This window comes from Shewanella sp. Isolate13 (assembly GCF_022398325.1).
GTDB lineage: Bacteria > Pseudomonadota > Gammaproteobacteria > Enterobacterales > Shewanellaceae > Shewanella.
The window spans coordinates 104,365-116,906 of the sequence record NZ_JAKEVD010000012.1 but is presented as its reverse complement, the minus strand read 5'-3'; the positions used below and the strand labels follow the sequence as shown (position 1 = coordinate 116,906).

The 12,542-nt window shown below is 46.6% G+C and carries 6 protein-coding genes; 1 reads left to right on the top strand and 5 read right to left on the bottom strand.

What is annotated here, in order from left to right; translation table 11 throughout:
• The 4 genes from L1D44_RS10260 to L1D44_RS10245 form a co-directional block, all read right to left on the bottom strand.
• Nucleotides 1-208: helix-turn-helix domain-containing protein (locus tag L1D44_RS10260; protein WP_239890370.1), on the bottom strand; the 208-nt coding region annotated here is incomplete at its 3' end.
• Between the two features lie 512 nt (nucleotides 209-720).
• Nucleotides 721-2,007, bottom strand: a complete 1,287-nt coding sequence (locus L1D44_RS10255; protein WP_239890369.1) for a peptidoglycan DD-metalloendopeptidase family protein — start codon at nucleotides 2,005-2,007, stop codon at nucleotides 721-723.
• Between the two features lie 261 nt (nucleotides 2,008-2,268).
• The gene (locus tag L1D44_RS10250) at nucleotides 2,269-5,325 is read right to left on the bottom strand and encodes an SMC family ATPase (protein WP_239890368.1); all 3,057 of its coding nucleotides are present in this window, start codon (nucleotides 5,323-5,325) and stop codon (nucleotides 2,269-2,271) included.
• The gene (locus L1D44_RS10245; RefSeq protein ID WP_239890367.1) at nucleotides 5,322-6,467 is read right to left on the bottom strand and encodes an exonuclease SbcCD subunit D; all 1,146 of its coding nucleotides are present in this window, start codon (nucleotides 6,465-6,467) and stop codon (nucleotides 5,322-5,324) included. The genes L1D44_RS10250 and L1D44_RS10245 overlap by 4 nt, the downstream gene beginning before the upstream one ends.
• A gap of 546 nt (nucleotides 6,468-7,013) precedes the next feature.
• Between L1D44_RS10245 and L1D44_RS10240 the strand changes: the two genes are divergently transcribed.
• Nucleotides 7,014-11,513 carry an SslE/AcfD family lipoprotein zinc metalloprotease gene (locus L1D44_RS10240; RefSeq protein ID WP_239890366.1) on the top strand — a complete coding sequence of 1,500 codons (4,500 nt, stop codon included), beginning with the start codon at nucleotides 7,014-7,016 and terminating at the stop codon, nucleotides 11,511-11,513.
• 191 nt (nucleotides 11,514-11,704) lie between these two features.
• Here the strand turns inward: L1D44_RS10240 and blaOXA are convergent, their stop codons facing one another.
• A complete protein-coding gene (gene blaOXA, locus L1D44_RS10235; protein ID WP_239890373.1) occupies nucleotides 11,705-12,535 on the bottom strand; it encodes a class D beta-lactamase in 831 nt (276 codons plus the stop codon).
• Nucleotides 12,536-12,542 lie beyond the last annotated feature (7 nt).

Here is a 12,542-nt window from a genome sequence, read left to right as displayed (position 1 = left end):
CTACTTTGTCTGTAACTTTGAGATTTGGGGACGAGTGAGGACGTTTACTCTGGCTGACTAATCCATCCTTACCAAACTCTTGATAGCGTTGCCACCATTTGCGGAGAGTAGGTCTAGTAATACCACATCTTCGGCAAACTAGACCTGCATTCTTAGTCTTTTTAAGTAACTCGATCCACACTAATCGTTGCTGAATGTCATCGTTCATAATACGTAAGTATAGTGAAAGGATGTCTATGAATCACACAGATGTTGGTACGGCTGTGAGCTTCGGTTTCAAGGCCGCTCTTTGACATTCATGTCACTGCGGCATTTGTAAATCCATTCACATCAGGTGAAACCGCATAGCGGCATGGATGGCTTTGCAGCGTCCCATAGAAGTTGTGACGTATGAACTTGTATTGGCTCACCCACTAATTGCTGCCTTTCTTCGTGATCTCGGTGTTCCAATGACATCCTTATTTAACGGCCAATTTACTATCCCTAGCTCTCACTCATTAGCACATGCCTTCGCCATATTTACCGTGGTAAATTGCTTTTGACAAAATATGAGCGAAATTCCTGTAAGGTCTACAGCGATAGTGTCTTTGTGCTCCTAAGACCTAGAGCCTGCTGTTCCTAGTACCTTGTTATCATAAGTAAAAAAGCCATCATTCGATGGCTTTTATCTATTTCAGGGCGAGACAAACTTTCTTGGACTTAATTTGTCTCAAATTACGATTAAGCAATCCCCATCATCATCTTTCTCACTTTGACAATCTGGCTAAATTCGCTCATTTCCTTGGAAGAGAGCTTACTTGCCATAGGGATTTTGGCTTTCATCGAATCCACTGGGCGACCATTGATATGGAATTCATAATGCAAGTGCGGGCCTGTTACGCGTCCTGTGTTACCTGAAAGTGCAATCACTTGCCCGCGAGACACGCGCTGACCTTTATGCACTAAAGCTTTTGATAGGTGCAAATAACGGGTGCGGTACTTGTTACCGTGATCGATGACGATGTATTTACCTGCAAAACGGTGATCGGTAACCAAAGAGACAATACCGTCACCTGGCGCGACAATCTTAGTCCCAATAGGCAAGGCAAAGTCTGTACCATTGTGAGGTGAGTTTCTGCCTGTAACGGGATGGTGGCGATTAGGGTTGAACCGCGAACTAATACGGTAGTTCTTGGTCAACGGAATTCGCTGAAACGCTCGCGCTAAACTCTGTCCCTTTTCGTCATAAAAGTTACCATCTGTATGTTGGTAGGCATTGATGCTACTCGAGCCTCTCTCGATGGTCACCCCAAGAACTTGACTGTTACCTGTGGCCTCACCATCAATATACTGATCGTTCATCAATACCGAGAACTTGTCGCCAGCACGAAGATCGCGGGCAAAATTAAGCTTCTCTTTTAATAATGATTCTACGCGCTGGATCTCTGCCGCATTAAGGCCCATCTTCTTGGCCGAAACATAGAAAGAACCGTGAATTTGACCAGAGATGGCGCGGTCACGCCAAATGCCTTCAATATTCACTTCATCGACATTAAACGAGCCATCATCGAAACGCGTGAATATCACCTGTCTAGCAGCATTAAAGTAAAGCGTTAGCTTTTGCAACTCACCCGCGTCATTAAGCCAAAACTGGATCTTATTGCCGGGCTTTAATGTGTCTAATGCCAAGACATTCAGATCGGCCTCTAATACGCGGTGCATGGTCTGCTGATCGACCCCGCCTTGCTCAAACAAGCCGCTTAAGGTATCGCCTTTTACGATCACTTTTTGAAATGCAGGCTTTGGCTCTAACAGCTCTGCACTGGGAATCGACACGTTTTGGGCGAGAAAAGATTCAATATCCAGCTGAACAGGGATCCTTTGCGGTAGCAGTTCTTGCTGACGAGGGAGTAAAATCGCAGCACCGACGATGAGTACTGAGCCTAAAAGCACTTTCCGATGAAAAGAAGGCAATCGTGCAAAACGGTTTTTAGACATATTTGAAAAAGAAAATTTACCTGCGCGCAACCTATGCCTCAACTTTCATTATTATGATTATCTATTTGACCGAAAAAACTCGTCAAATCGAGATTTGATGCCAAGTTATATCAAAAAAAATTCAACTTACAAACCGATCTGCTGCACAAATTGCTGACTTGAGAAATATTGCTCGGACGAAATGAAAAGCTAACCCTATTGAAGAAGAAGGATAAATCATCAACTTCAACAGGGTTAATACAAACAAGTAGCAAGCCGCCGACTCCGAAGTACAGCGATTGCGATAAGCCGTTAAGGCAGAACGATACTCACTTCACTCCCAATTGCACTCTTATTGATATCGAGGCGCGTACCTATCTGCTCCTTCATCTCTGAGACGTGAGAGATCACCCCTATCATGCGACCCGATGATTGCAGATCCATCAAGGTTCTGACCGCTAAATCCAGCGAGTCCTGATCTAGGCTGCCAAAGCCCTCGTCAATAAACAGGGTATCGAGCTTAATTCCGCCCGCGTAGGCCTGCACCACATCAGATAAACCCAGTGCCATAGAAAGCGCCGCCATAAAGCTCTCACCACCACTGAGCGTCGCTACAGGACGCACCTTAGAGGTGTAGGCATCTTCAACTTCGAGTTCAAGCCCCGATGCCTTATTACCCTTCGCGCGCTCCTCTTTACGCAGCAAACGATAGCGGCCCTTACTCATGAGTTGCAGACGGTGGCTCGCCTCAAGCAGCACGTCATCAAGCAGTACACTGAGCACGAAACGCTGCAAGCTAATTTTATTACCGGTTTGACCGTTGGCGACCTCAGATAAGGTACCAACAACCGCATACTCGTCTTCAAGCGTCTTGGCTTTAGCGTCGGCCTCTTTAAGCTGCTTTTGCGTTTGCATCAGCTGCGTCACACGGCTCTGCAGGCTTTGCCACTTATTTTCAGCCGCTTGCTGCTCAGCTTGAATACTCTCAAGGCGAGTCTCAAACTCTGGCATATCAGGTTTGCTCAGCCCAGATAACTTCTCGCTCAATTGGCTTAATGTCGTTTGGTTAGCGGTACAGTCTTGCTGATATTGAGCCAACTCATTGGCAATTTCACTCAGGGCTTCAGTTGATAATAGCGCCTGAGTTAATGCCTGTTTATCGGCAAAGCCTGAACTGGCCAATTGCTGATTTAACTCTGATAACGCCCTGTCACTTTGCTCCCTTGCCTGAGCCAGGCTCGCTTGAGCAGCTACAACGGCTGCTGATTGCGCTGAGTCTTGCTCTAAGGCTTTGGTATGGCTCTGACGAATGGTGTTGATCCCTTGCGAAAACGCCGTTACCTGCGCCCTAACCTGCTCAATTGCCCCATTAAGTGCATCTAAGCTGCGATACTGCTCCGGAATAGCGGCGCACGCTTGCTCCACCTGTCCTTTGAGGCTCGAAGCCTGATCTTGCAAGGCTTGAAAACGCTCTCGCTCCGCCTCGAGCTTCACTTGCAGCTCTCGCTCTGCAGCCTGCCAACTTTGTATTTGGCTTCTGAGTTGAGTTAACTGCTGAGCAGCGCCAGTAGCTTGGTTAAGCTGCTGCTGTAACTGCTGTAATTGTAGCTGTAGGCTCTCAATGGATTGAGCACTGTTGTCGCCAATGCGCTGTAACTGCTCATCGACGCGCTTTAACTGCTCTTGATGCTTAGTCTTTAACCCTGAATATTCTGATTTCGCTTGGTTAAGCGCTTCATTTGCCAACTCTTCATGGCGCTGAGCCTGTTGTAGCTCCTCTTCCGTTGGCAATTGCTCTGCACTTTTAGCTGGATGTGGGTGGTCGCTGCTGCCACATACTGGGCAAGGCTGGCCAGGGTTGAGCTGCAAGGCCAAGCTTGCAGCTTGGCCGCGATGCCATACCAGTAGCAACTGTTTGTTATTGGTCTGGGCTTCTATAAAACGGGCGCGCAATTGCTGGCCTTTTTCCATTACCCGTAATAGCGCCTGCTCTGTTTGACTAGTATCATTGCCAGCCTGTTGCCACTGGCCGTAACGCTCAATCAGATCAAGTTGAGCCGTGACAGCTTGCTGGACATTAACCTGCTCGGCCGCAACTTGCTCAAGTTGAGGGATGAGCTGCTCTGCTGCGAGTTTTTCTGTCGACAGTTTCTCTAAACTTACCTTGTCTTTAATGCCTTTCTGTTTCGCTTGGTCGCGTGCAATTGTTGCCTCAGTCAAGGCTTTTTGCAGGCCATCGAGTCCTTGTAGCTGAGGCACCAACTGGGTTAAGGTTTGCTCGCTATTTTGCACTTGCTGCAGTTGCCGCTCTTGCTCAGGCAGGGTATCAAATTGCGCCTGACTTTGGGTCAGCACCTGCTCACTAAGCTGCTTAGCAGCTTGCACTTGAGTCAGGCTGGCCTCGGCTTGAGCGGCTTCAGTTTCTCGCGCCAAAGACACATCTAAAACAGGTTTTAACTGCAATGCCTTTTGGCCACTTTCAAGCTGTAGCTGTCGTTGGGTGATAACGGTTTTATGCTCTTGCAGCTGCACAGCGACTTGCTGAAGTTTATCCAGTGCATCGAAGTCACTAACGAGCAATTTGGCCGACTCAAACCGCTTATTGGCATCGATTAACCCAAGTTTAGCCTGCTCTTTAGCCTCTAACGCTTGAGCAAGCTTAGGCTCGAGCTGCGTAAGCTCGTTATGTAGCGCCTCATCAGACTCAAGCTCGATATTGTGCAGCATGCCATCACGTTTATTACGGTGATCACGCACTTCATTCTTAATCGCTGCGGCTTGAAACTTTAGCTTATCTTCAATTTTGCGGTAAATTTGCGTTTGGAAAAGCTGACTGAAAATCTTCTCTCTGTCTTTTGAGTCTGCCATTAAGAGCTCGCGGAACTTACCCTGTGGCAACACCATCACCTGACGGAACTGATCGGCATCGAGGCCAGTTAACGTCTCTATTTCGGCCGTGGCCTCAGAGACCTTACTCGCCACCAGCAGATGCTCAGTGCCATCACTGTCGATACGGTAAAGCTGGGCTTCGGGCTTTTGCAGTGTATAGCCATCGCCACTCTTTTTAGCACGTTGTTGCTCGGGTACTCGGCGAATACGGTATTGTTTATCCCCCAGCGCGAAACTAAACGTCACTTCGGTAAGCAAACTATCTTGTGCTAAGTCGCAGCGCATCTGGCTGCCCTCTCGCTCATCCCCCGTGGTTTTACCATAGAGGGCGAAACAGATAGCATCTAACAGTGTGGTCTTACCCGCCCCTGTAGGACCGTTGATTAAGAACAGCGGGTTTGAGCCTAATGCGGAAAAGTCGACAGTTTGCGTCGACGCAAAAGGGCCAAAAGCAGACATCTCAAGGGTAATGGGTCTCATGATGTGCGCTCCGCTTTATGTAACTCATCGATAGTTGCACTCATGGCTTGTTGCTGCGCCTCTGTCATTGCCTCGCCCGACACTTGGGTAAAGAAATCGGTAAACATATCTAGCTCACCCTTCTTAATATGGTCACGGCTTAGCTCCACCTTGCCGCTCTCACTCATCAAGCCTGTACGCTCGAGGTGCAGCACATTCGGATACACGCTTCTCAGTTTGCCCATGGCGTCCAAAATAGCGGTTTTGTCACTGAGCCTCACCATCAGGTAATCTTCACGGTTAATATCGGTTTTGCCTGACTCAAGTAGCTGAGCTAACTCACCTTCGATAATGCGCACATCTCGCATGCCCTTCAAAGGCAGTAACTCGAAGCTGGCTTTGCCGTCACTGTCTAGTTCAACCAAGGTAACCGACTTGTTTTGGTGCTGCTCACTAAAGGAGTATTTAAGCATTGAGCCGCTGTAGCGTACATGCTCGGCGCCCTTATATTGCGGGCCATGCAGATGCCCTAACGCCGTATAGTTATATGGGGTAAATAATTTGGGTGAGATCTTATCGGCGCCGCCAATACTCAGTGGCCGCTCCGATTCTGACTCACTGCCGCCATCGAGAAAGCAGTGACTGATAACCACTTTAGGTAAGCCTTTACTGTCATGCTCATCAACCTGTTCAAGCAGTTTCGCCATCGCCTCTTCATGGGTGTTGACCTCACAATCGAACACCTGACGAACAGTAGCAGGATCGGCGTAGGGCAAGCCGTAAAACACAGCAGAGCCCGCTTTGCCGTTAAGCTCGATGGCTCTAACTTCTTTGGTCAATGGGCCTACGATGTGTAGGCCGCTGTTATTCATCTGCCGAGAAGCAAAACCTAAGCGCTCATGGCCATCATGGTTTCCCGCAATCATGATCAGCGGGATCTTGAGCTCATTGACCAAGCGATTGACCACCTCATCCAATAAGGCTACCGCATTAGCCGGGGGAACCGATCTATCGTAAATATCCCCCGCCACCACCACCGCATCAGCACTATGCTCGGTGGCAAGTTCAATAATCTGATTGAGAACAAAACGCTGATCATCGAGCAGGCTCTGGTTATGAAGCTGTCTGCCGATGTGCCAGTCAGAAGTATGGATAAATTTCATGCTTTCTCGTTTAAAAATGAGGGAGATACTGGAGAGTAACCGTGATGGTTTTCCATTTTATTAGATAGTAAGAAAACTGAGTCGATTTAACAATAGCTTAAGCCAGACAAGGTAACGGGCGACATGTAATAGCCTGTGACCCCGCATCACAATATTGGGCTTATTAAAGCGATTGCGCAAAACATTATTGCTGGGGTTATAGCTGATTGTTCAGCACTGCCGATAAGCCTTATAAACTCAGGCACAGCTCAGCAACGAACGGTCAAGTTTAAGCCACATTTCATATAATAATTAACCAGTTAGCTAAATATATCATTATGAATTCCACTATAAAATTGAGATAATACTCAGTCTACTTTTAGCCATATTCAGGAAATCACTTAAGTTTGTTAGTCAGCAGTCGCCTTAACTTTTCATCCCCCCTATTCCTTAACGCCAAAAACCTACTGTTAATACTCGTTTTAACCGGAAGCCATATTCTCTAAAACTTATTCGAGGATAGATTTTAGAGAAAGCAACTTTGCTTGTGGTTATTGAGAAAATAAAATGAAAAAATTGCTCCTTGCTGTAGTTATCAGCAATCTGTTGGCGGGCTGTTCCGACAGCGATACCCCCCAAGAACCATCAAATCCGTTACTCGATATTATTGATAACGCACTTTGCGAAAATCAATTTAACGATAAGCTATCTCGAAATGAGTACTTCTTCTGTAGTACCGATGCAGAAGAGAACATTGGCGACAGCCAGGCATTAACAGCTAATAGCTACCAAAGCCTCGAACTTTGCCAATCGAACCTGAACGGCGTGATCAGTAAACGCGAAATCTACACTAACAATCAGTGTTTTACAGGCACAGTGCAGAGTATTCCTCCTACCGATCTGATCCCTGCTAAGCAGACTTATCAGGGTACCTTACTACTGAGTGGCAAAAAGTTATCGGGTCATATCAGCTGTAACGGACAAACATTGGGCCATAGTGGTACTTTCACCTTTAAAGATGGCGATAACGTCAGCTGTACTTACGGCTCATTAGAGCTGTTAAACAAGGATATTCCACTACCGGATGGCTGGACTCGAGACAGTCATAATGCGATGGCCCTAGACATGAAAAATGACTGGGCACATGCAATTAGCGTCACAGATGCTTCGAAAGTGATGAGTAAGGTGAGCACCTGCCCGGCTCTCACCAATGAGATCTGTGTTGACGAAATCGACAGCTTCGATGTTTCCCCTCTATTTTCAAACGGCGATGCCGCTGACATTGACGCTTTTTTAAATCCACCAGCAGCCGAAGAGACCGATGAAATTGATAAGGCGCCAAGCTCACACGTCGATAGCAGCTTGACCCCTGAAGTTTCTGCCGGCGCTAAACCAGACATCAACGCAGACTTCGTGTCGGCCTCCGCAGAAGATGCCTACAGCTATCAACCGAGCGAAGACGCTCTTGTGCTGACTGACAGTGTATTAACCGACAGTCAGGGCAAACCTATTGCCGGCGTTAATTACTACACCAAGTCTTCAAGAGGAGTAACAGACGCGAGTGGTATCGTGTCTTACATTTGGGGTGAGACCATTACTTTTGGACTCGATACCTTTACCTTTGGCTCGGTGAAAGGAAATCAGGTTGAGTACACTCTTTCCGATGTGTCTGAAAATGAAATTGTAAAACAAAACATCGATGCGCTAATCAATCGTTATGCCACCCAAACGGCTGACAGTGTCACTTTTGGCGCTAATGTACATAGAGTGTTTGGCCAATACCCGAACGTGATAAATGAGCTCATCAACCTCAACCTACCAAATGGTGCAGAGATCGAGGCCAGTGGTTACTTTGTACCTGACGAATTTAACGCACAATTCAGTACCGGACTCGCCCAAATAATTGACACTGAACTGAATTTAAATCCAACTGCTAGACACCACGTCAGCCCTCTTTTGCAAAAAGGCGGCTATGTTACTGATACCCTACAGCAGCTTTATACTGATGTTGACCAGTTCCACGTATTTCACGATAACTCTGCGTTCTATGGTGAGGTGGGTTTCGCGCGTTTTATGCGCTCAATGAACACATCAAATACCGCCTTCCCGGTGTTAATGCCACGCAATGACGTTAACTACTGGCTACCATTTGGTTCAGAACAAGCCTATAGGCGTGATGACGGTTTCCCTTATGTTACTGATGCTAAAACAATAGATGCGAACTCTGATGTTATTCTAAAGCGCCCAGAAACCGTTGGCAAAGATACCGCTACCTATAACTTGCCCGTTATCACCGCCGGTGAAATTGGACAGGGCAAAGTGGTGTTTATGGGCAACAGTATGTACCCCAATATTCTCAGCAAACCTGATAGTTACTGGGCCGGTGGTGAAGACGCGGGTAAAGACAACGGCAGCATGCCTAAATTCTTTATGAATATGTTTACTTGGTTTACTGCCGAATATGCCAATGGCCAAGCTGCCATTAATGTCGGTTCAAACATCGATAAAGTGTGGCAATCCAACGTCAATTACAATCAGACTTATGACTTTTTTATCGATGAGTCTTATCGTCTCAACCTAGATCCGCTTTCATCGGGTAGTTACGATGGCCTAGATCCTAAAACAACGCCAGTGTTAATCCTACAAGCCTATGAAACGGGGCTGTTTGGCGATGGCATGAGCGTTAAAGTCCTCGCCGACATTAATAAGCCTCTACTTTCTGCGGCTGATATTACCGCATTGATTGAGTACATTAATGCTGGCGGCAACGTCTTATTTATGGATGGTATCGAGCAATTGAACCCTGAGCCAATTGCCCGTTTAGCCGATACAGCCGGTATATCGATAGGCGGTGCCAACCTTGCAAGAACGAGACAGGCTTACTGTGGCGAAAGCTATTACTGCCAAGCGCCATACCCGAACCCTCGCGCAAGCTTTACTGGCACTCTCGTCACCTATGAGAAGTTTGATGATATATCCAAGTTTGTAATTAACGAAGATGGTACCGTAACCTTTCCATCTCCAATCGACAAACCAAAGTTTGGTATTGCCGAATATAAAACAATAGACAGCGATGGCAATGAGCACAATAACTTCGCATTTTACGGCGTTAATACTGAAGCTGAGCGTTTAGCCGCTGTTGCCAAAATTCAGGCGGCCTTTCCAAAAGTAAAAGAGTGTACTGATACCAGTTATGACTACGAAATAGGTTGTATTGAAACCCGTCAGGGTCATGGCTACGCCACGGGGCATAGATACTACAGACCTAGGTTTACTCGCTACGAAATCAGTCCTGATGTGGTGAGCACTATGGTTAAAGCCGCTAATCTCGGCGGCAATGTTGAGAAGCTATATCAACATGAAATCTATTATCGCAGTAAAGGTAAAGAGGGCAGCCGTTTGTCATTGAACGAGCTAAACCAAACTTATGACAACCTGTCTATTTGGTTTTGGAATGACGAACAATATCACTATAACCCTGCAGTGCAGGATGAATTAGGCTTTAAAAAAGCCACAGAATTCCTCAACTGTTATACCTTAGACGTACATCAGCCAGATAATGCCTGCACGACTGAAACCCGCGAAAAATTATTAAGCTATGGCATGTTAACCCAAAGCGGTGAACTCAATCCTAGCTATCCATTGAACTACCAAGAAAAACCACTAACTCGCATCATGCTTGGCCGTTCATACTGGGATAATGACATTAGTGTCGATACCTCAAGCTATCCAGGTAATACCGGCGAGACAGGTGGCAATGCCAAGGTCAATATTGAAACATTCAATAATGCCGTTGTGGGCACAGCTAACAATATGCAATCAACTGGACTGTGGGCCGTTAAGCGTGGTGTCGTCTCCGTCAGTGGTAATCATGACGCAACGATCACTGTGGCGTTAGTGGATGATGTAACGGGTAAGCATGAGCATGAATTGGCATTGAAGCGCCCTCCTCGCGTGCAAAAGTCTTGGCGCCATAAAGCTGGCACTACCACCGAGATTATTGCCCCTTACGGCGGTCTTATTTACATCAAGCCTGCGAGTACAGATACCACCAATAGCGTGGAGTTTAACTTTACTGGGGTATTGGAAGCGTCACTATGGAAAAACGGCCAATGGCAAAACCCTGTCAATCCAGGTGTTCCGCTAGCCGAAATCATCACGGGTCACTTTGTTTACACCACGCCCGTTAACAACGTAGCCGACACCCATATTCAAACGTTTGCAGATGGGATGAACGACTTCGCTGAAAAAGCCAGCGACTTCCATGCAAGAGATAACAGCGAAGGCAATATGCGTTTTACCGGTGAGTTATTACCTGAGCACAGCCATCGATTTGTTAATGATGTACAGATCTCAATTGGTGCGGCTCATTCAGGCTACCCAGTGATGAGCACGACTTATAATCGCAACTCAAATGTGATCCCAACAATACCTGATAATGATTGGTTGTTGTGGCACGAGGTGGGTCATAACTTGGCTGCCGCGCCTTTTAATGTGAATGGTGCGACTGAGGTGGCTAATAACTTGCTAGCCCTGTATATGCAGGATCTGCGTGACATGGGCAAAGGCAGTATGGACCGAGTTAAAACCGACATTCAAAAAGCCCCAATGATGATAAGTCGTGATAATGGCCATGTATGGAGTCATGGTAATGCTGGGACGCGTTTAGTGATGTTTGCTCAGCTAAAAGTCTGGGCAGAAACTCACTTCAAAATTGCTGATCACTTTGATAGTCAATCAATCCCAGCTTATTACGGTGAGGATGAAGGCTGGAATATGATCATCATGATGCATCACGAGGCGAGAAATTCAAACCCATCGTGCTCCATTAGCAATCCCCATGGATTAAGTGAAGGCGATCTGCTGATGGCCTGTGCCTCTGCAGTCTCGGGTTACAATCTAAAGAGCTTCTTTGAAGCTTGGAATCCAAGTGAAGCCTCAGTGATCACAGCCGATGGTAGCCGTGACTATGAAGGGGGGATTACGGCTAAAGGCATTAATTACCTTGAGTCATTAACCCTAACCGAGCCTAAGATAAAACCTGAAACCATTGATTATATTAATTAAGGTTTAATTGTTAAATAACAAAGCCCCTTAGCTTAATACTAAGGGGCTTTATTTCTGGACCGAACAAGCAAGCGATACATTGTCTTTTAAGGGCAAAATCTAACAGTAAATGAGCCCAATAAGCCTTCGCACTACTCGAAATAACCGCAAACGCTAAAAGTCGTTAGCGCAATTTAAATCAGCAAACCCAATTACGGCTCAACAGGTAACGCCTCGATTGATTGCAAAATCTCTCGCACTATCGCTTCACGTTTATAGAGATCTTTCATTCTGTTTGGGGTATCAATGTTAAGCGCAAAATAAACGGGACCTGTAGGCCATTCAACCCAACCGACCCACCAGCCATAGCGGCCCTGCCAACCGGTTTTTGCCCGCAATATCCAATCGTTACCGGCCTCATTAATCATAATATCTTTGACTAAGAGCTGAGCAGACAATTCAAAGGGCAATTGATTTCGATAAAGTTTTTGTAAAAACTCAACCTGCTCAACGGCAGAGATCGCCAGCTTACCGTCTATCCAGTAACTGTCACTATCTTCGATGGCTTTTTCAAATGTTGGATCGGCATTACCATAATCGAGTAAGGTTAGATATTGCCGAGCTTTTCTCTCGCCTAGTTGCTTTGCAAAACCGTCATAGACCCACACTGCGGAGTATCGCATGGCTGAGCGCAGGTTCTGATCTTGATTGTGTGGCGAGAAACCTCTTTTTACTCCATCCCATTTGAATATCTGGAATTCATCCTTAACCAGCTTGGCATCCAAAGCGAATAGTGTGTGCGGAATTTTATAGGTCGATGCCGGTGACAATCGACGCTGAGCACGTTTGCTATCAACAACCCAAGTCTCAGCTTTCTCGCCGCGTTCATCACGCACCACTATCGTGCCCTTGGCATCATGGTGAGCAAAATATTGTTGCCAATCTGGGCGCTCACCGAGTGCTGCCGACACATGAAAAGGCGTGATGAGCAAGACCGATAACGCAATAGCAAAACCGCAGAAAGGCGCGGCCCTGCGACTCATCTTTAAA